General features: G+C 52.8%; 20 protein-coding genes and 1 riboswitch. Of the genes, 2 read left to right on the plus strand and 18 right to left on the minus strand.

All coding sequences use genetic code 11. The features are described 5' to 3' along the window. Positions 1-79 precede the first annotated feature (79 nt). Together MKX51_RS19440 and MKX51_RS19445 are read right to left on the minus strand one after the other, a co-directional pair. The gene (locus tag MKX51_RS19440) at positions 80-838 is read right to left on the minus strand and encodes a pseudouridine synthase (RefSeq protein ID WP_036727368.1); all 759 of its coding nucleotides are present in this window, start codon (positions 836-838) and stop codon (positions 80-82) included. 20 nt (positions 839-858) lie between these two features. Then, positions 859-1,203 carry an N-acetylmuramoyl-L-alanine amidase gene (locus MKX51_RS19445; RefSeq protein WP_076079153.1) on the minus strand — a complete coding sequence of 115 codons (345 nt, stop codon included), beginning with the start codon at positions 1,201-1,203 and terminating at the stop codon, positions 859-861. A 244-nt stretch (positions 1,204-1,447) separates the two neighbouring features. Here MKX51_RS19445 and MKX51_RS19450 point away from each other — a divergent pair, with 244 nt between their 5' ends. Beyond that, a complete protein-coding gene (locus MKX51_RS19450; RefSeq protein WP_340993507.1) occupies positions 1,448-2,809 on the plus strand; it encodes an erythromycin esterase family protein in 1,362 nt (453 codons plus the stop codon). A 28-nt stretch (positions 2,810-2,837) separates the two neighbouring features. Here MKX51_RS19450 and MKX51_RS19455 read toward each other — a convergent pair whose 3' ends face one another. The 13 genes from MKX51_RS19455 to MKX51_RS19515 all read right to left on the minus strand — a co-directional run bounded on the left by MKX51_RS19455 (position 2,838) and on the right by MKX51_RS19515 (position 16,777). After that, complete coding sequence (locus tag MKX51_RS19455) at positions 2,838-3,371, minus strand: spore maturation protein (RefSeq protein ID WP_036727371.1); 534 nt, start codon at positions 3,369-3,371, stop codon at positions 2,838-2,840. A 6-nt stretch (positions 3,372-3,377) separates the two neighbouring features. After that, on the minus strand, positions 3,378-4,049 hold the full coding sequence (locus tag MKX51_RS19460; protein ID WP_076079151.1) for a nucleoside recognition domain-containing protein: 672 nt from the start codon (positions 4,047-4,049) through the stop codon (positions 3,378-3,380). A 49-nt stretch (positions 4,050-4,098) separates the two neighbouring features. Then, a complete protein-coding gene (locus MKX51_RS19465; RefSeq protein ID WP_340993508.1) occupies positions 4,099-5,382 on the minus strand; it encodes a D-alanyl-D-alanine carboxypeptidase family protein in 1,284 nt (427 codons plus the stop codon). A gap of 174 nt (positions 5,383-5,556) precedes the next feature. Beyond that, entirely contained in the window at positions 5,557-6,051 is a 495-nt protein-coding gene (gene ytfJ, locus MKX51_RS19470) for a GerW family sporulation protein (RefSeq protein ID WP_076079149.1), read from the minus strand. 80 nt (positions 6,052-6,131) lie between these two features. Continuing rightward, the gene (locus tag MKX51_RS19475) at positions 6,132-6,830 is read right to left on the minus strand and encodes a DUF2953 domain-containing protein (protein WP_340993509.1); all 699 of its coding nucleotides are present in this window, start codon (positions 6,828-6,830) and stop codon (positions 6,132-6,134) included. Positions 6,831-7,003: 173 nt separating this feature from the next. After that, complete coding sequence (gene scpB, locus MKX51_RS19480) at positions 7,004-7,600, minus strand: SMC-Scp complex subunit ScpB (protein WP_340995653.1); 597 nt, start codon at positions 7,598-7,600, stop codon at positions 7,004-7,006. Then, positions 7,569-8,360: a segregation and condensation protein A gene (locus MKX51_RS19485; RefSeq protein ID WP_340993510.1), complete on the minus strand. Its 792-nt coding sequence runs from the start codon at positions 8,358-8,360 to the stop codon at positions 7,569-7,571. The genes scpB and MKX51_RS19485 overlap by 32 nt, the downstream gene beginning before the upstream one ends. 133 nt (positions 8,361-8,493) lie before the next feature. Then, positions 8,494-8,961, minus strand: a complete 468-nt coding sequence (gene ribH, locus MKX51_RS19490) for a 6,7-dimethyl-8-ribityllumazine synthase (RefSeq protein WP_036727378.1) — start codon at positions 8,959-8,961, stop codon at positions 8,494-8,496. 42 nt (positions 8,962-9,003) lie between these two features. Then, entirely contained in the window at positions 9,004-10,257 is a 1,254-nt protein-coding gene (locus tag MKX51_RS19495; protein WP_340993511.1) for a bifunctional 3,4-dihydroxy-2-butanone-4-phosphate synthase/GTP cyclohydrolase II, read from the minus strand. 62 nt (positions 10,258-10,319) lie between these two features. Then, entirely contained in the window at positions 10,320-10,988 is a 669-nt protein-coding gene (gene ribE, locus MKX51_RS19500; RefSeq protein WP_340993512.1) for a riboflavin synthase, read from the minus strand. Between the two features lie 26 nt (positions 10,989-11,014). Next, positions 11,015-12,121 carry a bifunctional diaminohydroxyphosphoribosylaminopyrimidine deaminase/5-amino-6-(5-phosphoribosylamino)uracil reductase RibD gene (gene ribD, locus MKX51_RS19505; RefSeq protein ID WP_340993513.1) on the minus strand — a complete coding sequence of 369 codons (1,107 nt, stop codon included), beginning with the start codon at positions 12,119-12,121 and terminating at the stop codon, positions 11,015-11,017. Between the two features lie 223 nt (positions 12,122-12,344). Beyond that, positions 12,345-12,519, minus strand: a riboswitch (FMN riboswitch). A gap of 106 nt (positions 12,520-12,625) precedes the next feature. Next, complete coding sequence (gene mscL / locus MKX51_RS19510) at positions 12,626-13,027, minus strand: large conductance mechanosensitive channel protein MscL (RefSeq protein WP_340993514.1); 402 nt, start codon at positions 13,025-13,027, stop codon at positions 12,626-12,628. A 258-nt stretch (positions 13,028-13,285) separates the two neighbouring features. Next, the gene (locus MKX51_RS19515; RefSeq protein ID WP_340993515.1) at positions 13,286-16,777 is read right to left on the minus strand and encodes a collagen binding domain-containing protein; all 3,492 of its coding nucleotides are present in this window, start codon (positions 16,775-16,777) and stop codon (positions 13,286-13,288) included. Positions 16,778-17,058: 281 nt separating this feature from the next. Here MKX51_RS19515 and MKX51_RS19520 point away from each other — a divergent pair, with 281 nt between their 5' ends. After that, the gene (locus tag MKX51_RS19520; RefSeq protein WP_340993516.1) at positions 17,059-17,820 is read left to right on the plus strand and encodes a YwaF family protein; all 762 of its coding nucleotides are present in this window, start codon (positions 17,059-17,061) and stop codon (positions 17,818-17,820) included. 837 nt (positions 17,821-18,657) lie between these two features. Here MKX51_RS19520 and MKX51_RS19525 read toward each other — a convergent pair. The 3 genes from MKX51_RS19525 to lysA all read right to left on the minus strand — a co-directional run bounded on the left by MKX51_RS19525 (position 18,658) and on the right by lysA (position 22,187). Beyond that, positions 18,658-20,109 (minus strand): IS1182 family transposase, encoded by a 1,452-nt coding sequence (locus MKX51_RS19525; RefSeq protein ID WP_340993517.1) that lies wholly within the window; start codon positions 20,107-20,109, stop codon positions 18,658-18,660. A 184-nt stretch (positions 20,110-20,293) separates the two neighbouring features. Then, positions 20,294-20,725 (minus strand): peptidylprolyl isomerase, encoded by a 432-nt coding sequence (locus MKX51_RS19530; protein ID WP_036727386.1) that lies wholly within the window; start codon positions 20,723-20,725, stop codon positions 20,294-20,296. 127 nt (positions 20,726-20,852) lie between these two features. Beyond that, the gene (gene lysA / locus MKX51_RS19535; protein ID WP_340993518.1) at positions 20,853-22,187 is read right to left on the minus strand and encodes a diaminopimelate decarboxylase; all 1,335 of its coding nucleotides are present in this window, start codon (positions 22,185-22,187) and stop codon (positions 20,853-20,855) included. Positions 22,188-22,373: the final 186 nt, after the last annotated feature.

The raw sequence follows: 22,373 nt of genomic DNA on the forward strand, positions 1-22,373 counted from the left end.
ACTTTAGTTGTAAGGTGTGAACATCCTATGAACATTATAACGAATATTGTCACAGTTTTAGGAGGGGAAATTGTGAACTTTATGTGTCTTTGCGTGTCTGATTGTCCCGGAGCATTCCCGCTTTGGCAATTTGCTGCAGATGATTGATCTCATCCTTCGTCAAATGGCGGTAGGAGCCGCGCTTGAGATTCTGGAGCAGGATATCCCCGAAGGAAATCCGCTTCAGGCGGATCACCGGATGCGACACGGCCTCGAACATCCGCCGGACCTGGCGGTTGCGGCCTTCATGGATGGTGATGCTGATTACCGCTTCCTTATTGGCTTCATCGATATCCTTGTACTCGACTTCCGCCGGAGCGGTCATGCCGTCTTCCAGCTTAATGCCGGCCTTCAGCTTGTCCAGCGCTGTGCCGTGCGGCACACCCTTGACCGTGGCCAGATACGTCTTCGGCACATGATGCTTCGGATGCGTGAGCAGGTTGGCAAACTCACCGTCATTCGTCAGCAGCAGCAACCCTTCCGTATCATAGTCCAAGCGGCCTACAGGGTATACGCGCTCTGTGATTCCTTTCAGGTAATCCGTTACTACCTTGCGGCCCTTGTCATCCGAGGCGCTTGTAATTACCCCTTTGGGCTTGTTGAACATAATATAGATTTTATTCTCGCCCCGGATCAGTCTGCCCGAGACTTTAATAATATCGGTTGCGGGGTCCGCCTTCGTGCCAAGCGTAGTTACGAGTTCCCCGTTGACTTCCACTTTACCGGCCAAAATCATTTCTTCACATTTGCGTCTGGACGCAACACCTGCTTGCGCCAATATTTTCTGTAATCTTTCCATTTTCGACTACTCACCTCAGGTTAATGATAACCATCGGAGGCATAAATCACAAGATCATTCCATGGAAAAAATGCTCCGGGGCAAGTTTCACTATGCGGCTCCACCGTAAGCGGCGACATTTGATAGCGCCCGGACAGCTCCAGTATAAGCTTCCCCGCCGCAAACAGCTGCTGCTGGCGCTCCGGAAGCTGGGGCAGCTGCTCCGCCTCCCCGTAGTTGCCTTCGAGGCAAATATGAATATGCTCCGGGTCTGTCAGCAGCGGCGCCGCATAGACCGAGCCGTTCAGCCCGACCCAGAAGTCGAAGCCTTTGCCGTTAATAGACGGACAGCGGGAATGATGCAGAATAAAGCCCTTGTAGTCCACCCTTTGTCGTCCTCCCTCCGTATTGCTGAAATAGCATATGTAGGGAGGGGGAACGTTGTGACCTGCGGACGCTGTTTTTGTGCCCTATCGGAATCGTCATTACATAGCAGCAGAGGAAGACGTAAACCTAATATAACAGGGATGTAAGGAAGCTGTAATCTAAATCGATAGTCAGAGTGATGAGAGATTCTTAGACTTAAGACGACAGCGAATCATACTATATTTTTGTAACGGAGGAAAAGAAATGTTGCTTAAAGGAACATGGAAAAAACGAGTCATCGCAATATCAGCAGTCTCGACGCTGCTCGGAGGTTCGGTTCCCGTCTCAGCCGCACAGCTGGCTCCGAATCCGGTGCCCTATGCGCATGAGATTCAATCATTGACAAGTGAAGACTACAGCGATCTTTCTTTTTTGAAGCCGCTGCTGAAGGACAAAACCGTCGTCAGCCTTGGTGAAAATTTTCATCGGGTAGGCGAATACGCCAGCATGAAGACGAGATTGGTAAAATATCTGCATGAGGAGCTGGGGTTTGAGGTCATCGCTTTTGAGTCGGGTCTGGCTGAGGCTTCCGTCGTCAACGATGTGGCTGATGAATTGACTCCAGCAGAGATGATGGATAATTCCATATTCGATATCTGGAAATCCGCAGAAACCCTGGAGTTGTTCAACTACATCAAGCAATCCCGCCAGACGGACAAGCCCTTGCAACTGGCCGGATATGATATGCAATATACATCCCCCATGCTGACGCTGGCCGCCCGCAGCAGCATTTCCAAGGTCAATGCTGCTTATGGCCAGGAATTTATGGATTTTGACAACGAGGCCATCGGGAAATTTAATGAACTGATGAGTCAATACAGCCTGGAGACCAAGAGCAATGCTGTTTACCAGAAGAAGACAGGCCAGCTGATCCAGAAGTATGTCCCTAAATATAAGGAATACATCAGGTTCATCCAAGAAAACCGGATTCAGTTGGACGCAGCTTACCCTAAAGCTCCCCACATGGTAGATACTGTCCTAAAAGGGCTGGAGGACCGGGTGGCGTTGTTCATACAAGCCCAGCTAAAGAATGTGCGGGAAATTTACGAAGCCCGGGACAAAGTCATGGCTGAGCATGTGGAATGGCTGATGAAAGCCAGATACCCCGGCAAAAAAATCATCCTGTGGGCCCACAATGACCATTTGGCTAAAAAAACCTCGAACATTCGCGTCCTCGAGCAAGGAAAGTGGCAGAACAGTTTCACCAGTATGGGCGAACTGCTGCATCAGAAGCTGAAGGATAAAATGTATGTGGTAGGCTTATATATGTACCGGGGCAAAGCGGCAGTTATTTCAACCTTGAAGGAATTCCCTATAGGTCCGATGCCAAAGGGCACTCTGGAAGCGAGAATCATGCGAAGCGGATATGCCCGGACCTTCGTAGACCTCACCGGACATACCCAGGCAGATGCAGACAACAGCTGGATGTTTCAGCCACTGTATGCTGCTGAGGACGGGCTGACCAGAGAGGTTATTGTTCCGATGGCGATGAAATTCGTACCGAAGGAACAGTTCGATGGCCTGATCGTCATAGATAGAGTATCCCCGCCAAACCGTAATTACTAACGGGGCATGACAGATCTCCTCCTGCCTCCTACCCGAATACCAGCAGACAAACGGCAATGGCAGCAATAAAGCCGACGACGTCCGAGAACAGGCCCACTTTCAAGGCATAGCGGCCGTTGCGGATGCCTACGGCGCCGAAATAGACAGTCAGCACATACAGGGTGGTGTCTGTGCTGCCCTGTATAGTTGAAGCAATCATACCGATGAGAGAGTCCGGGCCGTGGACGCGGATCAGGTCTGTAGTATAGGCGAGTGATCCAGTGCCCGTCAGCGGGCGCAGGAGACCGAGCGGAAGCACCTCTGACGGAATACCCAGTCCCTCCATCAGAGGGCTTACAAAGCCCATCAGGAAGTCCAGCGCACCGGACGCGCGGAACACACTGATCGCCACCAGCATGCCGACCAGATGGGGGATAATCGCGATCGCGGTACCGAAGCCATCCTTCGCCCCCTCCACAAAAGATTCATAGACCGGAACCTTACGCGTGAAGGCATACAGTGGAATAAAGGTAACCATTACCGGAATCGCCCAGGCAGAGATCAGACTGATCAGTTGTAACACGGACGGTCACCCTTTCACCGAAGAATGTGGGAGCGCCCCGCTCCCGTTTGCCGGGCCGCTCCCGGCCTTCAGGACTGGCGGCGGTCCGGGCGGCCTGCGAAGCAGGGTCAGGCGGCGGAACAGCCTGTCCGCAGCAATCGCCGCCAGGGTAGCCACCGCCGTCGCCGCCAGGGTGGTCCCGACGATGGCCGCCGGGTCCGCCGATCCGTAATTCAGCCGGATCGCAATCAGAGTCGCCGGAATTAGAGTGATGCTGGCAGTGTTCAGCGCAAGCAGGGTACACATGGCCGGCGTTGCGGTCTCCTTATCCGGGTTCAGCGTCTGCAGCTCCTGCATCGCCTTAATGCCCATCGGAGTGGCTGCATTCCCCAGCCCCAGCAGGTTGGCGCTCATATTGGAGAGAATGTAGCCGATCGCGGGATGCCCTTTGGGCACATCCGGGAACAGAAAGGAGACTACGGGACCCAGCACTTTGGAGATTTTCTTCAGCAGGTCGGCATCCTCCGCAATCCGCATAATGCCCAGCCAGAACACCAGCACACTGATCAGCCCGAAGCTGACGGTCACCCCGCTCTTCGCGCCATCGAATACGGCGGCGGTGAACTCGTTCATCCGTCCGTTAACTGCCGCAAAGCCAAATCCGATCAGGATCATTCCGAGCCAGATTCCATTTAACATACCTACCCCTCCCCCGGTTCATTCTGAATACTGTTTGTCTATCTACCCGTTATTCCCCTGTGTGGAACAACGCCCGCAGCGCACTGCCGAAGGCCTGCAGCCAAGTCCCCGCCGGATAGGCGGAGGCGCTCGCAGCGTTGTATTTTTCCACATATGGTGAGGTCTCCGGCGGGAGCTGGCCAGGCGTATACACCGGAACCCGCCCGATCTCCTGATCTCCCAGCTGCAAAATAATCACACCCCTGAAACCGAAGTTAACATCGCCCTCACTCCCGCTGGCATTCATACCTGCCCTGCCCGCACCTGCACTTACACCGGAGCCCGCACCTGCACTCCCCGTACCCGCAGCATTACCACCCGCAGCAGCCTGCGTATCCGCATTAAGCACCAGCTTGTTGACGAGCCTGGCTTCCTCCCCCTGACCAAGCGGATACGCGAAGGCCTTGCCGGTCACCAGACTGTAGCCTTTGACGGCCTCGCCCCGCTCGACCAGCGTCTTCAGCGGATAATGGTTGAAGCCGAAGTCCAGCAGCGAGGAATGGTCGTTCCAGTCATTACCGTCGTTCAGCGTAACCGCCACGAGCTGCTGCCCGTCCCTTGTAGCGGAGCTGACCAGGCAGCGCAGCGCTTTTTTGGTATACCCCGTCTTCACCCCGTCCGCTCCTTCGTAGAGGCGCAGCATCTTATTCTTGTTGCTCCATTTATAGTCCCATTTCTCATAGGGATTGTCCGCCGTCTTCTCTTTGGTGGCTACGATCTCCTTGAATACCGGGTTATGCATCGCATATGCGGTCAATACGGCCAGATCATTCGCGCTGGAAAAGTGGCCTTCTGCATCTAATCCATGCGGATTCGCAAAATGCGTATTTTTCAAATTCAGCTCCTGCGCCTTGGCGTTCATCAGGTAGACGAACCCCTGCTCCGAACCGCCGACATGCTCGGCAATTGCAGTTGCCGCATCGTTGCCGGAGCGCAGCATCAGCCCGTACAGCATATCCTTCAGCGTCATTTCCTCGCCCAGCTTCAGGTACAGGGAGGAGCCCTCCTTGGCAAAAGCATTTTTGCCAACCTTGACCTTCGACGTTATGTCGCCGTTCTCTATCGCCACAAGGGCGGTCATAATTTTGGTCAGACTGGCAATCAGCATCGGTTCATCCCCGCGGCTGCTGTACAGAATTCTTCCGGATGTCACATCAATCAGCGCCGCCGCCCTGGCATGGGTAGAGATCGAACGGTTCTCTGCACTAACGGCAGACACCGGCACCAGCGCAAGCAGCAGCACACACAACAGTAAGGACAGCATAGATTTTCGGGTTAATGTCTTCATGTTCATCCTCCGGCTTCTTATCCGTTCCTTACGCAACGGTTCATCAGTCTTGCCTGGTTGTACAAGTGTATGCGGGGCATGGGGCAGGTATGTCCTATCCTCCATCATCCGGCAAAAAAGGGATACCACCCTCTTAGGTGATATCCCTGACAATTCATGCTTTGCTTAATTCGCTCAATCCTAATGCGTTGACGAATGGTCAGACGAGCCGGACCCGGTCTCCACAACGGTTTTGGTTACCTTGGAGCCGGGAATATCTGAAGCTTCGGGAACCATGCCGGGCTGGAACATATTCTGGATTTTGTCGAGCAGGTTAGGCGTGGCATCAATAATTTTCTCGAACAGATGGGTCTGATTATCCAGCGGCACAATATGTACCCCTTCCCTGCCAACGACCAGAAAAGCGATTGGACGAATAGACACGCCGCCCCCGCTGCCGCCCCCGAAGGGTAGCATTTTGACACCGGACCCGCTGCTGTTCACGCCCGGACCATCATCCTCCACCCTGAAATCACTACCGCCTGCTGCGAAGCCGAATGTCACCTTGCTAATCGGCAGAATGACCGTGCCATCAGGCGTTTCAACCGGATCTCCTACAATTGTATTTACATCAACCATGCCTTTAATATTCTCCATTGCGGTCTGCATGAGACCTTGAATCGGATGATCTGACATTGTTTGTCTCCTCCTCGTGTGTATATAAATGTACCTGCAGTATTTATCTTGCCCACTATAGATTGGAGTATGTAGATTATTTAGGAACGTTCACGGCTGAGCAATTTCTTCCACCGGCCCAGACCGCCTTCCACTCTCGACACACGCCGCAGCAGGAGAAGCCCCGCATAGAGCGCATATCCGGCGGACAGCTTGCCACTGCAGACGGCTTCCGTTGCAAAAGACGGCTGATCCCGGAAGACAGGTGTCACGAATATCCCCGGCTTATGCACCAGTCTGACCATACGGGAGAGCACGCCGATCATCGTCCACTTCAGTCCCCATAAGGCCCCCACCGCCGTGGCGGTCGTTGCAGCCTCCCCCAGCGAGAAGTCCGTGGACCAGTCCAGCTTGGTGATCTGAATATGTGACAGGGTGTCTTTAAGCCATTTTTTCAGACCGCGGGTGGCATGTAGCGCAGTGCGTACATTCTTTAGCCATTGCGTCACAGATTCCTTATCGACCTGTCCCTCCTTCTCGCTATCCAGCTTCACCGGTGCGATTCCGGTTTTCTCCACCTTGAGCTTAATTCCCTGTTCAAGGCTCTGGAAGACCAGCGCAGGCACCTCATAATGAAATTTAACGAGGCCATACACAGCTCTGATATCGAATTCGATGCGGTCATCCTTACCCAGCCTGCGGACACGAAAGTGAAAATGAATCGATGACGCTAGAGCCAGCAGGAACAGCAGAACAACGAGCAGCAGCAGGATTAAGGGTATTGCCAGCCATAACGTCACACGGTTAACCTCCAAGCAGACTTTAGAATAATAAACATGGAGCCTCTGGATTAGTATGGCAATTACGGCTGGATAACATTCGGTGATTTCGCAAACTTCTCCATTTTTCATGAAAAAATGCCGCTGCCCCCGAAGGGACAACGGCCTCTCTGTCACAGCGGCAGTCCGCTGCATTATTCCGGCTCATCAAAAGTCATCTGGCTGTCCAGCTTGCTGAACAGCAGCTGGGTCTCCTCTTCCAAGCCCTCGGAGGTATCGAAGCTCGACGGCTCCGGCAGCTCCTTCAGGCTGGCCAGCCCGAAGCTGTCCAGGAAGGACTTGGTCGTGCCATACAGAATCGGACGCCCGACAGCCTCCGCCCGGCCCACCTCGTGGATCAGATCCTTGTTGCCCAGCGTATGGATGGCCCGTTCGGATTTGACGCCCCGGATCTCCTCAATCTCCACTCTCGTGATCGGCTGGCGGTAAGCCACAATGGCAAGTGTCTCCAGCGCTGCCTGGGACAGGGACGACCTGGAGGGCGAATACGCCAGACGTTCGAAATACTGCGCATGCTCCGGGAGTGTCGCCAGCCGGTAATTACCGGCAATCTGGACCACCTGAAGGCCACGGCTCTGCGAGTGGTAATCCTCTCTTAAGTCATCCAGCGCTCTTGTAGCCAGATCGGGCCGCTGCTCGGTAATCTCGGCAATCTGCCGGACCGACAGGCCTTCATCCCCTGAGAGAAACAGCAGGCCTTCAATAATTGATTTCAGCGTGTTGTAGTCCACTGACATCCTCTCCTCCTCTCCACTCCATCACAATATCCTCAAATAATTTCTCCTGGTAGCAGTAAATGGCCTTCATCTTCATCAGCTCCAGGATGGCCAGGAAGGTGGTCACAATCTCATGCCGGTCCATCTCCTCATGCAGCAGGGCAGAGAAGCGCATTCTGCCGCCGATCCCTTTGCGCTGGAGCGCTTCGGATACATCACGGATACGATCTTTTACCGAGATCTCATCCCGGGTAATCCGCTGGTACGAGGTGCGCCGGGCAGCCTTGCTTAGCGCCTTGCGGAACGCAGCGATCAGATCGGCGGTATGCAGACCCTTCAGTGTATTGTCCGTCTGCGCAGGGACGAAGGGGCCCAGATCCTCAGGCTCCTTCGTAAAAATCAGGCTGCGCTCGCTCTCCATATCCAGCAGCTGCACCGCGATGCTCTTGAACTTACGGTATTCAATCAGTCGCTGCACCAGCTCCGCACGCGGATCATAGCCGTCATCCTCATAATAATCGAAATCCTCGATTTCAATGACGGGCGGCTTCGGCAGCAGCATTTTGCTCTTAATCGACAGGAGAGTGGCAGCCATCACCAGAAATTCACTCGTGATATCCAGCTCCAGCTCCTTCATTCCCTGTAGGAATTCCATATACTGCTCGGTGATCTCGCTGACCGGAATGTCCTGGATGTCGATTTCCGCCTTGTCAATCAGATGCAAGAGCAGATCGAGCGGACCTTCGAACGTCTCCAGCTTGTACAATACAGTCACGCGGTTTCCTCCCGCCCAAAAAAAGTAAAGTGCAGCGCCGCAAGGACGCTACACAAGTAGAAAGATCTATATTCATGCTTTCTTCTCATACTTATAAATAAGCACGATTTACGCTCTTTCGTCAAGAGGTGTATTATTTGAACAGCTTATTCAGGTTAGCCATTTCGATAGCGGCAGTCGCTGCATCCCAGCCTTTATTGCCGGCTTTGGTCCCCGAGCGCTCAATGGCCTGTTCGATATTCTCCGTCGTAACCACACCGAAAATAGTCGGAACACCCGTCTTAAGATTAATCGCCGCTACGCCCTTGGCAACCTCGTTGCACACATAATCATAGTGTGTTGTAGATCCGCGAATGACGGTGCCCAGCGTGATAACGGCGTCATATTTGCCGCTTTCGGCCATTTTTTGGGCGATCAGCGGAATTTCGAATACGCCCGGTACCCAGGCCACATCCACTTCATCATCGGCGACGCCATGGCGCTTGAAGGCATCGAGGGCCCCGGAGAGCAGCTTGCTGGTAATGAACTCATTGAAACGTCCTACGACAACCCCATATTTCAAGCCCTCAGATACTAAATGTCCCTCAAAATAATTCGGCATGCTACTCATCAACCCTTCGTGTATAGGATAGGAAATCTATGATTAAATTTTGGTATTCTCATTCTGTTCGATCTTGTCAAAATTCAGCAGATGCCCAAGCTTCGCCTGCTTCGTATGCAGATAATTGGTATTGTCCTTATTCTCCGGCATCTGGATCGCTACGCGCTCCACCACCTCAAGGCCGTAGCCTTCCAGCCCCTTGATCTTGCGCGGATTGTTGGTCAGCAGCCGGATCTGGCGGATGCCGAGATCCTTAAGAATCTGTGCCCCGATGCCATAATCCCGCAGATCCGCCGCGAAGCCCAGCTTCAGGTTGGCATCCACAGTATCCAGCCCTTCTTCCTGCAGCTTGTAGGCGCGCAGCTTGTTGATCAGGCCAATGCCCCGGCCCTCCTGGCGCATATAGAGGAGTACCCCTCTGCCGGCTTCTTCAATCTGGCGCAGCGCCGCTTCGAACTGCGGGCCGCAGTCGCAGCGGTGCGAATGGAACACATCGCCGGTCAGGCACTCGGAATGCACACGTACGAGTACCGGCTCATCCCCTGAGATATCGCCTTTAACCAGGGCAACGTGCTCCTTGTCGTCCACCTCATTCGTATAGGCAATGGTCTGGAAATCACCGAAATCCGTCGGCAGATTCACTGCTACCTCACGGGTAACCAGATGCTCCTTCTCGTTACGGTAGTGAATGAGGTCCTTGATGCTGATCAGCTTAAGGTCATGCTTATTAGCGATCTCAATCAGGTCAGGCAGGCGGGCCATCGTACCGTCCACCTTCACCACTTCACAGATGACACCTGCCGGATAAGCCCCGCACATGCGGGCCAGATCAACCGCAGCCTCCGTGTGTCCGGAACGCCGCAGGACTCCGCCTTTTTTGGCGATCAGCGGGAACATATGCCCCGGTCTGCGGAAGTCGGCCGGCTTCGCCTTCGGGTCCAGCATGGCCTTAATCGTCTGGGAGCGTTCACCGGCCGAGATGCCGGTCGTCGTATCCGCGTGGTCAATAGATACCGTGAACGCCGTACCATGATTATCGGTATTCTGGGACACCATCGGATGCAGGTCCAGCTCCTCTGCACGCTCTGCTGTGATCGGTACGCAGACCAGGCCGCGTCCTTCGGTAATCATGAAGTTAATCACTTCCGGGGTAGCCCGTTCCGCCAGAGCGACGAAGTCTCCTTCATTCTCACGGTCTTCATCATCTACAACGATAACGACCTTACCGCGCATTAAGTCGTAGATCGCATCTTCAATCGGGTCTAGAATACTGTCCTTATCAGCTTGCTGGCTCATATTACTGTCCTCCTAATGGCTATACGCTCGCCTGACGGCTTGCCGTATGCCTGATCTATAGATTATACGAACCCGTTGGCCGCCAAAAAATCATGGCTGATCTTCGAGCTTCCCCCATCCTCTTCATTGCCCGCACGCGAACCGTAATGGAGCAGATGGTCCACATATTTACCGAGCACATCACATTCAATATTCACCCGGTCTCCTGCCCGCTTGTGGGCCAACACTGTCTCTCCCAGCGTGTGCGGGATAATCGATACGGTGAAGGTTTCGGCTTCCGTCTTCACAACCGTAAGGCTGATGCCGTCTATCGTAATGGAGCCTTTGGGAATGATGAATTTGAACAGGGATTTGCGGTCTGGGGCAATCTCGAACACCACTGCATTCTGATCGCGCCTGACGCTGCGAATCTCACCGGTTCCATCCACATGTCCCTGGACAATATGCCCTCCGAAGCGTCCGCCGGCCGCCATGGCGCGTTCCAGATTCATTTTGGACCCGGTGCGCAGCTCCTTGAGCGTACTGTTGCGGTAGGTCTCGGGCATAACGTCTACGGTGAAATGATGGTCTCCAAGTGAGGTTGCCGTAAGACAGACCCCATTGACCGCCACACTGTCACCGATCTTCAGATCTCCCATAATGAGTGAAGCGCCGATATTCAGCACCATCATCTCCCCGCCGCTGGTGACGCTGCGCAGGACTCCCACCTCTTCAATTAAGCCGGTAAACATACCATCCCTCCTTCCTGAATATTCGGTTACTGCAGAGGAACCGGGGTGCCGCTGATACACACATTATCCCCGAGCACTTCCACTTCCAATCCTTCAAGCTGGATGGCATCACGCATCAGCTCCACACCCCCGAAGTCGAAGGTACCCGCTGCTTGCGCGCCGCCGCCGACAATCTTCGGAGCGAAGAAGAGGACCACCCGGTCAACCAGTCCCTCCGCAAGCATCGCCCCATTCAGCGTTCCGCCGCCTTCCAGCAGAATGGACCCAATCTCCATTGCACCGAGCGCAGCCATAGCCGCCTGCAGCTCCACACGCGGACCGCTGCCCGCAGCAATCACCTCTACCCCTGCAGCCAGCAGCGCTGCTCTGCGGCCAGGATCGGCTGCCTCTGTCGTCACAACCACCGTAGGCGCGAGTCCGTCCTTGACCACAGCGCTGTCCAGCGGAAGGCGCAGCGAGGAGTCAATGATAATCCGCACCGGATTCCGTCCGGGTACATTCAGTCTAGTTGTCAGCGAAGGGTTATCGGCAATCACCGTATTCACCCCGACCATAATCCCCTGATGGCGGTGACGCAGGGTATGTACGATCTCCCGTGCCTCTGCATTCGAGATCCACTTGCTGTCTCCGGTCCGGGTGGCGATTTTGCCGTCCAGTGTGCTGGCGCTCTTCAAGGTTACGAACGGCTGCTTCGTCAAAATATACTTGATGAATTTCTCGTTCAGCCGCAGCGCCCGGCCCCGCAGCAGACCTACTTCAACATCAATCCCCTGCTCGCGCAGCATCGCAATTCCCCGGCCTGCCACCTGAGGGTTGGGGTCCTCACAGGCGACAACCACCCTGGCCACGCCTTCATCGATCAGACGCTGGCTGCAAGGAGGCGTAATGCCGTAATGACTGCAAGGCTCCAGCGTAACATAGGCTGTACTGCCTTGCGCTTTACCGGCTGCCATATTGAGCGCATGCACCTCGGCGTGTCCGGTTCCGCGCTGCAGATGGGTTCCAATCCCGATCATGGCGCCGTCCTTCACGACTACGCAGCCGACCACAGGATTAATTCCCGTCTGGCCCTGTGCCCGCTCCGCCATATCCAGCGCAAGGGACATGTAAAACTCATCGTTCATCTTATCCATGTCTTGCCTCCTATCCCAAGGCTGTAGTCTTCATGTGTACCAAACCCTAAACAGAAAAACCCGTCTCAATCTCCAGGAGGAGTTCAAGACGGGATATACGAGAGGTGATCGCAGCAAAGAATATATGCGTAAATAAACGCCGGACCTCCGGCATTGTGAAAGTTCGCACATAAGTTCCGAAAACACTGCTGCTCGGCCGCCTGTTGCAAGCGCGGCGCGTGAATCTCTCCTTCTTCCATCCAGACTATACTGTCGGTCCCGGAATTACACCGGGTCCACCGTCCGTAGCAATATCATACGAAGCGGGTAGCGGACTGAGCATCAGAAGCGGCAATTATTAAGCCAGCTCCAACAGCATCACCGCCGGTAGGGAATCACACCCTGCCCTGAAGGATTGATCTATTCAGTTGAATACCAAGTTAAGCCTACAACAAAATTATCACTTCGCCGGATGAAATGCAAGTGTGCTTCGGAAATTTACTATATTTATGTAACTTAATTCCCTTATACACCCGTCTCACGCTGCTTGTCCGCTCTCAGCAGATCGCGGATTTCCGTCAGCAGGAGGATATCCGGTGCCGGGGCAGGTGTCTCAACGACTTCAACCTTAACGGTCTCCTTGCGTCTGAACCGGCTGCTCAGCTTCACCACCATGAAGATAGAGAAGGAAATAATGAAGAAATCGACTACGGTCTGGAGGAACATGCCGTATTTGACAGCAACATCTCCTATACCAAAGCTAAGTTCCTTCAGATCAATACCTCCGCTGATCAGACCGATAAGCGGCATAATAATGTCTCCCACCAGCGAGGTAACAATTTTGCCGAATGCCGCTCCAATGATTACGGCAACCGCCAGATCAAGTACATTCCCTTTCATGGCGAAGCTTTTGAATTCCTTCCACATGACGAACCATCCCTCCGAAACTTTGAATTTGAAATTATTATAGCATTTATAGCAACACATATAGCAAGATGCAAGTTGAAAAATGTATAAGTGGAGTAGGATTAACGTATGCACTTGGATGGACGCTCCGCTGTTTAGGCGGGATGCGAAGTACCTAATTTTCTAAAAAACGCAAAGGAGCGAGTCTCCAATAACGGAGAATCGCTCCTTTTTTACATGTTAAGCTTTAGGAACCCTATCCTGCTGCTCTAATTCTGCCTAATCCTGCTTGCGTGTTCTGCGGAATACCCGGCTGAGGATGAAGCCACCCAGAATCAGGCCTGCACCCGTCAGGTAGATCGGCAGCGGGCTGCTCTCTCCGGTCTGCGGCAGTCTGCCGCTGCCGTCATTCGTACCCGAGACCGCCCCTTGCGGAACCGGATCGTCTTCAACATCTACTTCCGGATTGCCCAGCGGGATATTATCGTCAATTGGCGTTACCACTTCAGGTGCTGCCGGTACCGGAGTAACAGTTGGTGCCGGTGCAGATGGCTGCGCCGTTCCCGGCAAGCCTGGTCCTGCAGGAATCTGTGACTCATCGATAATGACTCCCGGTTCGAACGTACCGGCTGGTGTTGGTACCGGAGTAAATACCGGACCTCCGGCAGGCGATGTCGGAACAGGTGTAGCCTCTGGCCCCGTAGAATCTGTAGGCACCGGCGATGGAACTGTAGTCGGAACTGTGGTCTCTACAGGTGTCTCAGTCGGCACAGGAGTCACAGTCGGCGTTGGTGTTACTGTCGGCGTTGGCTGCTCCGCCAACTTATTATACAAGGTAAGATTCAGCACGGCCGATGAGCCGATCGTCACCGGATGCTCGGTGGAATCAAGCACATAGCCCTGCGGTGCTATTGTTTCAATCAGGACATAACTGCCCAGCCACAGATTGTTGAATGCCGCGATGCCTGCTGTATCAGTGGTACGGGTATTCACCAGCACCCGGTCATTTCCGTTCAGGCGGTATAGCTCATAGGTAGCTCCCGCCAGCGGTTTTGCAACATTGCCTGCTTCCAGCTTGAAGACATTAAGCGTCCCTCTGACGCCGCTGCCTGTTCCCGAGCCGCTGGACACTCCTACGATGATCTCCTTGGTCGTCTCCTTGGTGATAAGCTTAACGTTATTGCCGCTGAAGCTCACGGAGTTAACCAGCTTATCGCCAGTGTTCGCAACGATCAGCGACTGATATTCCAGCACATAAGCGGAATGGATGTCACCAGGGAAGCTTAAGACGAAGGACTGTCTGCCCTGTGCATCGGCGCTGATCGTCAAGCTGTAATCGGTATCCTTCACCAGCGGAGGGCCGCTCTTCGTGACCTCTCCGTTCACGGCCGTAACCGTACGGTACAGCTGGAAGCTGTCCGGCAGCAGGATCTGATTCGTGCTTGGCACATCGGTGATCACGGCATCTTTTACATGGGACTGGGTGCGGTTGATCGCAATGGTCCAGTTCAGCTTATCTCCATTCTGCGTGCCGTCTTTGAACACATATTCATCCCCGTGCGGGATATCTACCGTGGCCTTCAAATCCTTGGAGACCTTCTTCATGCCGTCCAGCAGGTTCGCTGTATTGGCTACCTTGGTTCCGATTAGCTGTCCGGCCAGGCTGGTCTTGAATACGATGTAATAAGGCGAATTAATGGCTGTGTCAAAATCAACCTTCAGCTCATTGCCGCTTCCCACGCTATAGCTGAACTCATTGCCGTCCACCTCAGCGCCTGGGCTATGCGTTCCATCCTTGGCAATATTCATCTTATATACTTTAAGTGAGCCAGGTACCAGAGACTGTCCGTCACCCAGTACATCCGTCACTACAGGATCGGCAATGGATTTGCTGTTGTAATTGACGCCTACCGTCCAGGTCAGCTCTTTGGCAGAAGCATCATACGCCCCTGATTTGAACCCGTTGTTCTTCACCTCGGAGTTAGGAATGAACTTCCCGCTGGCTTCGGTCCACTGTGGCTTGTTCTGGCTGTCCTTCCAGTCAATCCGGGCCACATTGATGAAATCATTCGTATTGCCGGTAAGCCAGTCATTGCTGAATTCCGTCTGATAACTAATGGTATAAGTCCCTGTAACCGGTGCGTTAAACTTCACCTTGAAGCCTTCATTCGGCTGAGCTGGTGAATTCACAATCAGGGTATACGCCGATGGAGGGATCACTGTGCCGGAAAGAGTACGGACCACCAGTGAACCCGAGATGTACTTCTGTCCTCCCTGCGGGAAGCTGTCTGTAACCACCACTTCGTTCATTGGGTAATTGTCGCCGTTGAATGTGATTTTCCAATCGGTGGTGTGTTTGTTGTAATTCACGCCGGACAGATTCTTATAGATAATAATAGGCCGGATCAGTTGAGAAGCGTTGCTGCTATAGGTGCTGTCAGAGACAGTGTTGGTAATATTCGTATCTTTGAACACACGGTCTGCGGCTTTGGTCGTATATTCGATCAGATAAGCCGATTTCACCGTATTCTTGAACTCCAGTCTGAATCCGTTGCCGGATTCGCCGTTGACAGGCGTGACTGTGTAATCACTGCCTGCATTCAGAGCCGTCCCTTTGGCAGCTTCTCCGGCTGCATTCAGCGTAACCGGATAGATCCGCACCGAGTTCTCCAGGAGCACCTGGGAGCTGTTGAACACATCCGTCAACACCGCGTTCTCCGGGGAGATCGTCCGGTTATTGTAGTTGTATTCGATAGCCCAGTTAATAGTCTGAGTGCCCCAGTCATAACGGACGACTTTTTTGTTAAGGCTGCCGCCTCGTTCAATGACTACTGTATCCGAAGCACTTACCGGGTCACGGCCGTCCCCTGTAAAGGTTGCCGTGTTGGTGAAGCTGGACAAGTTGTCGCTTACTACCTGCGTGGTATAAGTGATACGGTATGCCCCTGTGATCACAGGGGCCGTGAACTGAAGCTTCAGCGTCCCGCCGGAGACGCCGGCAGTATATTTGCTGCTGTCTACCAGCTGGCCTTGCGTAACTGTGCCGTCAAGCTGAACATTCAGCTGGTACACGGCAAGCGTAACCGTGCTGTCCAGTGCCAGCCCGTCAGGAATCGGGTCAGTCACAGCCGCGCCGCTTACCGGCTCCAGTCTTTTGTTCACATCGACGGTCCAGTCAATATGATCTGCGTTGAAGCCGCTGGAGATTCCCTTCTTGGTAATCGTCGAGCCTACAGTAGGCTTGAACGATACCGTAATCGTCTGGACCCCGCCGTTCACCGGGAACAGAATCTGCTGGACGGTGCTGCCGCTGATCACTTTTTTGTCAAATTGGGTATTAATACGTAAGGTCCCCTGCACATTGGCATGACTCTCGATGTAATCATTGAAGGTCATCACCACCTGATGGGTAGCCTGGCTGACCGTGAATGTGCCTACCGTCCCATCGTCCGATTCCAGTCCGCCCTGAATGTCATTGAAGAGCTGGAACTGCTCGGGAAGCTGGAAAGCAAAAGTGTCTCCCTGGCTATAGCCGTGGCCGTTAGGAAGCGACCAAGTATAGTCCAGCCTCACGGTGGAATCCACATCATACACACTGCCTGTCACCGTCTGTCCATCCGGACCATATACCGCCATGGATACGCTCGTAATAATGTCCCGGTCCTGTTCAATGGCCGCCGCTGTAGCCTGCCGGGTGAAGCCCAGCCCTGAGACCAATTGCACAAATAACATGACCAGGACTACTGCCAGGCTTGTTCTTTTTTTCACCATTTCCCATAAGCCCCCGTTCTTTCGATTGAATGATTTGAAGCATACCTGCTAAAAAGATGGCTGCTGAACGCACCGGTAAGGACACACTCCACCTGAAGTTTCGTTATGTATACGGGCTAAGAGTCCATCTTATGTAAATAAACTAGTAAACCTGACTTTTCTGCCCACTACAGACGATATATACTTATATCACCTAAGAGTAGAACTTTAGAATCAGAAATGGTTAAAATTAAAGAAATTATTATGCAACCCTTACTTCAGGATTCAAGGAGAGATTTCAAGTGAACCGTACTTTATTTTGGGACCGTGCCCGTGACAGCGATTTCGTCATGCTCTCCGCCTCCCATCTCGTTGCTCTGTCCGTCATCGCCCTATGCTGCCTGGCGCTCTTTGGGGCCCGCTTCGCCCTGCGCAGCCGGTCCGGCCTGCGGTTAGGCGTACGCCTGCTGCTGATCCTGCTGCTGGCTGCTTCTGAGGGAGGCCTGCATGTCTGGTATCTGTCCCATGACAGCTGGAGCCGCAGCTCCTCCCTGCCGCTGGAACTATGCGGAATTACCCTGCTTCTGTCAATCGTGATGCTGCTCACGCGCAGCAGGCTGCTGTACAGCTTTCTTTATTTTGCCGGGATCGGCGGTGCATTCATCGCCCTGCTTACACCTAATCTGGTCTATCCGTTTCCGCATTTCCGCTTCCTGCTCTTCTTCATCGCCCACGGGTCGATCATACTTGCATCCCTGTACATGACCTGGGTCGAAGGATATAAGCCCACCTGGCGCTCACTGTTCTTCACCATGCTCTGCCTGAACCTTGTCGCCGCGTGCGTCTACGCCGCCAATAAGCTGCTGGATTCCAACTATATGTTCCTGATGCGCAAGCCCAGCACGTTCTCGGTACTGGACTATTTCGGCCCTTATCCTTATTATCTGCTGGTTGAAGAAGGCTTCGCCTTCGTCATCTTCCTCCTGATGTTCCTGATTTTCTTCAAGCTGCCGGAGCTGTACACCGCCCGCCGTGCCTCAGCCCGCGGGAAACTTGGCAGGTAAACGGAGGGGATGAATTCAGGGGCACTTGTGCTCCTCATTCCCGCCTCGTGCCGACTTTCTGCGGTTTCAGGGGCATTAGTGCCTCTCATTCCCGCCTCGTGCCGACTTTCTGCGGATTCAGGGGCATTAGTGCCTCTCATTCCCGCCTCGTGCCGACTTTCTGCGGATTCAGGGGCATTAGTGCTCCTCATTCCCGCCTCGTGCCGACTTTCTGCGGATTCAGGGGCATTAGTGCCTCTCATTCCCGCCTCGTGCCGACTTTCTGCGGATTCAGGGGCATTAGTGCTCCTCATTCCCGCCTCGTGCCGACTTTCTGCGGATTCAGGGGCATTAGTGCCTCTCATTCCCGCCTCGTGCCGACTTTCTGCGGATTCAGGAGCACTAGTGCTCCTCATTCCCGCCTCGTGCCGACTTTCTGCGGATTCAGGGGCATTAGTGCCTCTCATTCCCGCCTCGTGCCGACTTTCTGCGAATTCAGGGGCATATTAGTTGGAAAAACGTATCTTGTTTCGGATGTTTTGGAGCTTTCGAGGAAAGTAATTGGATAAACGTCATTTAATTTTGTGCATTCCCTCTACTCTGTTCTATTGCAGCATTTTAAGTGCTGTTTTTCCAACTGTTTCCTGACAAGCCTTCCTCAGCTCCTGAGCAAGTGGAGGAAATCCAACTACTATTTGTACAATTCCCCGCACGGCAAAAAGCACCCGGCTGGATTACCCGAGGCCACTGAAAAACTAGCCTTTCTTAGAAAAAGTAAAAAAACGTATTTAAAAGACGACGTTATTCGGTTTCTCCGAATGGACGTCGTCTTTTTCTTACCTATTTCTTCAACTTTGGTTACTCCATGAGTTTCAATATTCGTTTTAAATTAACAGTGAATATCGCCATGGCTCCTTGAATCTCCATGCCAACTAAACCCGTGGAAGATGCAACATCGTACCCGTGTCTGTGTTTGAGTTCGCTATTCTTGGCTTCTATTTTGTAGCGCTCTTTCGCTTTGACCTTAAAGGGTTCACTTTCCTGAAACACAGCTTGCTTGGCATGTTCGTTGCTCTTTATACTTACCGAGTAGGTCTTACTCCGAGCGCCTTCTGTGTAGCCCCCTTCCTTTAAAGGACATCGCTTACACTGTTCAATATCATAAAAGTAGGTATCCTTTTGGTTTTTGCCCTGTCCCTTTTTGCCTTGCCGTGCTCTTCGAATGGCCAGATGCCCGGCTCTGCAGACATACATACCCGCATCTTTATTAAAATCGAATTCGTCTTCTTTTCTTCGGTTTCCTTGCGTAATCTGTGGATGTAATTTGGCCACAAGTTCAATGCCCTGCTCCGTACTGTAAGCAATATTGTCTTTTTCTGAATAGGCCTTGTCTCCAATGACTGTCTCTACGCTCATGCCCGCAGCTTTGCTCTTTTCAATAAGAGTTTGCAATTCCTTCCCGTCGTTTCGTTCTCCCGTGGTAATGGTCGCTGCCGTAATGATTCGCTCTTCACTCATCGCGATATGGGTCTTGTACCCGAAAAATGAGGAATCTGCGCTTTTGTGGCCTACTTTGGCATCTGGATCAGTAGAAGTCTGCAACTGTTCAACATCGTCAGCGACGGTTTCTTTCAATAGATTGAAGGGTTCTTTGACCTTGGGGAGTCCGGTAAAACGTCCGTCCTTTTCAATGACCTCAATGAGATCTTGGCAGTACCCGATTTCATCTTCCAGTACATTCGTAACGGGCTTCACTGGAAAGGAACTTTTCATAGATTCATCTAAGGCATAGATTGCTTTTCGTACCTTTTTGGAACGTTCTCGCAGCAACTCTTGCGGACTTTTTTGGGTATAGCGGGCTTTGGTGTGGGTAGCATCGACAATAATGGATTTGCTGCGAATGATTCCTTGCTGAATGGCAATCTCCACCGTTTTACCAATGAGTATATCGAGCAACTTCATATCTTTCAGCCGCAACTTACGAAATTTGCTCAGTAAACTAGAATCAATAACCTCTTCCTCTGGCGCCATATGTAGAAAAAACTTGAACGACAAATCGGTTTTGGTGCGTTCCACAAGATCGCCGTCAGACAAGTCATAAATGGATTTAAGCAGTAGATATTTAAACATTCGGACCGGGTCTACCGCGGTTCGTCCATTATCTTGGCAATACCTTTCGTTTAGTTCCTCATAAACAAAGCTGAAGTCCACCAACTCGTCCATGCGCCGCAACAAGTTATCTTTTGGAATGAGTATATTGTAAAGTTCGATATACGGGCTCAAGATAAAACTTTGCTGCTTAGGAAGCATGAAGACCACCAGCCTTTGATTTAATTCTTTAATTGTATCGAAAAAAAGAGACATTCTTTGTGTCGAATGTCTCTTTCAGTTCTTTATGGACTTTTTCAGTGGCCTCGGATTACCCAGCCGGGTGCTTCGGCGATGCCTTAGGAAGAGGAGAACCTTCCCCTATAGCATCAATGGAGTGCTTGTATTAAGCTTCTACAATTTCAACGGTTGTCATCTTGTCGCGGCCTTTGAAAGCGTCAACCAGATCCATGCCTTCAACCACTTTACCGAATACTGTGTGTACTCCGTCCAGGTGCGGCTGTGGAGCGTAAGCGATATAGAACTGGCTTCCGCCTGTGTTCTTGCCGGCATGGGCCATAGCCAGGGAGCCGCGCTCGTGCTTGTTCGGGTTGATCTCGCAGTTGATGGTGTAGCCAGGACCGCCGGTGCCTGTTCCGTTCGGGCAGCCGCCTTGGGCTACGAAGCCTGGAATCACGCGGTGGAACAACAATCCGTTGTAGAAGCCGTCTTTTGCCAGCTTCTCAAAGTTTGCTACTGTATTAGGCGCATCCTGATCGAACAAGTCGATCAGCACGACGCCGCCGTTTTCGAGTGTAATTTTCGCTTGCTTAGCCATATGTAAATGACCCCTTTCGAAATGACAGATGTAGAACTCGTTTATTAGTTTACTATGAAACGGGGCACAAAGCAAAGCAAGCGGGAAGTATTCCCGCCTGCCGCTATAGTACAACCCTATAGTCTTCTTATTTCGTAACGGCTTGTTTGGCAATCCGTGCAGGCACAATATCATTGGCAACAATGTCCTGATGGGACTCGCGGCGTACAACCAGATCGCTCTGCCCGTTCTGCACGAACACCACTGCCGGACGGCGGATACGGTTGTAGTTGCTGGCCATGGAGTAATTGTACGCGCCTGTGCAGGCCACAGCCAGCAGATCGCCGCTCTCCACCTTAGGCAGCTCAACGTCCCAGATCAGCATATCGCCGCTCTCGCAGCATTTGCCGGCGATGGATACCTTCTCCACGTTAAGCTCAGTCGCACGGCTTGCCAATAGCGCTTCGTACTTGGATTCATACAGGGCCGGACGCGGATTATCGGTCATGCCGCCGTCAACAGCTACATATTTGCGCACTCCCGGAATTTCCTTGCTGGTTCCAACCGTGTACAGGGTCGTTCCGGCATCCCCTACGATGCTGCGGCCCGGCTCCACCCAGATCTGCGGCAGCGAATCGTTAATACCGGTGAAGTGGGTCTTCACTGCATCTGTGATGGCTGCGACATATTCGGACACCTGCAGCGGCGTATCGCCGTCCACATAACGGATTCCGAAGCCTCCGCCCAGGTTGACTACAGGAAAGGAGATTCCCAGCTCTTCCTTGATGGTACGGGTGAACTCGGCAATACGTTCAACGGCAAGCTGGAAGCCCTCGGTCTCAAAAATCTGCGACCCGATATGCGAATGCACGCCGAGCAGATTCAGATTAGCCAGACTGTCAGCCAGGCTGACCGCTTCACGGGCCGAGCCGTTACCGATATCGAAGCCGAATTTGGAGTCGGTCTGTCCTGTGGAAGCGTAGGCATGATGGGCATGGGCTTCCACTCCAGGCGTCACGCGCAGCAGAATATTAACCGTCACTTCTCTGCGGGCGGCAATGGACTGAAGCAGACGGAGCTCCACCAGATTATCGGCGACAAAGCAGCCAATCCCTGCATCGATCGCCATCTCAATCTCATCCGGTGTCTTGTTATTGCCGTGGAAGTGAATGCGTTCCGCCGGGAAACCGGCTTGCAGCGCAGTATACAGCTCTCCATCGGAGACCACATCCAGCGACAGACCTTCCTCATCCGCAAGCCGGCACATCGCCATTGTCGAGAACGCCTTGCTGGCATAAGCCACCTGGAACCCGAGACCGGAAGCTGTGAACGCCTCCATATACTCGCGGCAGCGGCGGCGGACCAATTGCTCGTCCACTATATATAGCGGTGTTCCATACTCCGCCTTCAATTCGGTTACATCACATCCGCCGATCTCCAAATGACCTGCATCATTGATTCGGCTCGTCCCGTGTAAAAACATTGCGCAGTCCTCCAATTTCTGTGGAATTATCCGTTCCACCCTGTCTAGTATATGATTTGGGGCCCCGATGCGTTCCTGAAACAGATGCTCAGAATACAGATCCGGCTTATTGCGGGGCTGTTCAGTATATTCAGTATAACAGACAGAGGGAACACCATTGAATGGACTTTTTTGCAGTTGATTTGT

The sequence above is a fragment of the Paenibacillus sp. FSL M7-0420 genome (assembly GCF_038002345.1).
Classification (GTDB): Bacteria; Bacillota; Bacilli; order Paenibacillales; family Paenibacillaceae; genus Paenibacillus_AQ.

Coding starts and splice junctions, on each gene's coding strand:
- MKX51_RS19440 (WP_036727368.1), bottom strand. CDS start 838: ATGGAAAGATTACAGAAAATATTGGCGCAAGCAGGTGTTGCGTCCAGA.
- MKX51_RS19450 (WP_340993507.1), top strand. CDS start 1,448: ATGTTGCTTAAAGGAACATGGAAAAAACGAGTCATCGCAATATCAGCA.
- MKX51_RS19460 (WP_076079151.1), bottom strand. CDS start 4,049: ATGTTAAATGGAATCTGGCTCGGAATGATCCTGATCGGATTTGGCTTT.
- MKX51_RS19465 (WP_340993508.1), bottom strand. CDS start 5,382: ATGAACATGAAGACATTAACCCGAAAATCTATGCTGTCCTTACTGTTG.
- ytfJ (WP_076079149.1), bottom strand. CDS start 6,051: ATGTCAGATCATCCGATTCAAGGTCTCATGCAGACCGCAATGGAGAAT.
- ribH (WP_036727378.1), bottom strand. CDS start 8,961: ATGCCGAATTATTTTGAGGGACATTTAGTATCTGAGGGCTTGAAATAT.
- MKX51_RS19495 (WP_340993511.1), bottom strand. CDS start 10,257: ATGAGCCAGCAAGCTGATAAGGACAGTATTCTAGACCCGATTGAAGAT.
- ribE (WP_340993512.1), bottom strand. CDS start 10,988: ATGTTTACCGGCTTAATTGAAGAGGTGGGAGTCCTGCGCAGCGTCACC.
- ribD (WP_340993513.1), bottom strand. CDS start 12,121: ATGGATAAGATGAACGATGAGTTTTACATGTCCCTTGCGCTGGATATG.
- mscL (WP_340993514.1), bottom strand. CDS start 13,027: ATGTGGAAGGAATTCAAAAGCTTCGCCATGAAAGGGAATGTACTTGAT.
- MKX51_RS19515 (WP_340993515.1), bottom strand. CDS start 16,777: ATGGTGAAAAAAAGAACAAGCCTGGCAGTAGTCCTGGTCATGTTATTT.
- MKX51_RS19525 (WP_340993517.1), bottom strand. CDS start 20,109: ATGCTTCCTAAGCAGCAAAGTTTTATCTTGAGCCCGTATATCGAACTT.
- MKX51_RS19530 (WP_036727386.1), bottom strand. CDS start 20,725: ATGGCTAAGCAAGCGAAAATTACACTCGAAAACGGCGGCGTCGTGCTG.
- lysA (WP_340993518.1), bottom strand. CDS start 22,187: ATGTTTTTACACGGGACGAGCCGAATCAATGATGCAGGTCATTTGGAG.